Source organism: Candidatus Saccharimonadia bacterium (assembly GCA_035544015.1).
GTDB lineage: Bacteria > Patescibacteriota > Saccharimonadia > UBA4664 > UBA4664 > UBA5169.
This window is the reverse complement of record DATKIP010000066.1, coordinates 1-1,300: the sequence shown is the minus strand read 5'-3', so window position 1 is coordinate 1,300 and position 1,300 is coordinate 1. Positions and strand designations below refer to the sequence as shown.

Genomic DNA, 1,300 nt, shown 5'->3' with positions numbered 1-1,300 from the left:
GGGTCACGTGTGGACGGCGCCTTGGCAAGAACTTTCTTACGTTGCTGCAGATTGGTCGGGTGCGGTCACGTGTCCGGCCTGTTTGTGCGGCGCGGAAGGCCGCTGGCCCTAATGCTCTCCGCGGATCAGGTCCCAATCATTCACACGCATTCGAAGATGCGTTGACCCAAGCGGGCTCTCCTGACCCTCGGAACGACCGTTTCTGCATTACGTCGTCATGCCCTCGCCAATTCGTTGTAGCTTTCTGCCTGTCGCTGCATCTATGCCGACGCCGGAAGCAACCTTGACTCCTTGAACCGCTCTCCACGCACCATCATGGCCCAAGCCATGCGGGCGATCTTATTGGCGAGCGCAACAGCCGCCACCTTGGTCGGCCGGCGACCCATTAGGCGAGCCAGCCAAAGCCGCTTCGTGCCGTGCTGACGTGCATATCGGATGACAGCCATTGCGCCGGCGACTAGCAGCCATCGCAAATGTCGATTCCCCTGCTTTGAAATCCTGCCGAGCCGCTCCTTGCCGCCGGTCGAATGCTGTCTGGGCACCAACCCGATCCAGGCGGCGAGACTGCGGCCCGACGAGAATGCCGTCCAATCACCAACCTCGGCGATCAGGGCGGTGGCGACGATCGGGCCGACACCGGGGATCTCTTCCAGCCGCCGGCTTTCTTCACACGACCGGTGCCAGGCATGGATGTGCTTCTCGAGGATTCCAATCTCGGCCGTGATGGCTGCATATTGGCGAGAAAGAATGGCAAGGCTCAAACGTGCCAGTGCTGGGATGCGATCATCCTTCTCATTTGCGATGATCTCAAGCAGTTCGGCCGTGCCATTGCGGCCTTTCGCCGAGATAATGCCGAGCTCAGCCAAATGCCCGCGGATCGCATTCGACAGCATCGTGCGCTGGCGGACGAGAAGCTGTCGGCTGCGATGTAGCATCAATGCAGACTGCTGCTGCTCCGATTTTGTCGGTACAAATCGCATCGACGGTCGGGTAACCGCCTCGCAGATGGCGGCAGCGTCATTGGCGTCGTTCTTGCTGCGCTTGACATAGGCCTTCACATAGCTCGGCGGCATTAGCCTCACCGTGTGGCCAAGCGCTTGAAGCTCACGGCTCCAATGATGTGCGGTCGGACATGCCTCGATGCCAACCAGGCAAGGCGGTAGCCCTGAGAAGAACTCCAACACCTTCACTCGACCGACGCGCTTGCGGATCACCACCGCGCCATCAGCGTCTACGCCGTGAACCTGAAACACCGACTTCGCTATATCGAGACCGATCGTGCTAACCTCGCCCATGGACG

1 protein-coding gene is annotated in these 1,300 nt (G+C 60.3%); it reads right to left on the bottom strand.

Features of this window, described 5'->3' with window-relative positions; all coding sequences use genetic code 11:
* Positions 1-260 precede the first annotated feature (260 nt).
* Positions 261-1,295 (bottom strand): IS110 family transposase, encoded by a 1,035-nt coding sequence (locus VMT30_03545; protein ID HVQ44014.1) that lies wholly within the window; start codon positions 1,293-1,295, stop codon positions 261-263.
* Positions 1,296-1,300: the final 5 nt, after the last annotated feature.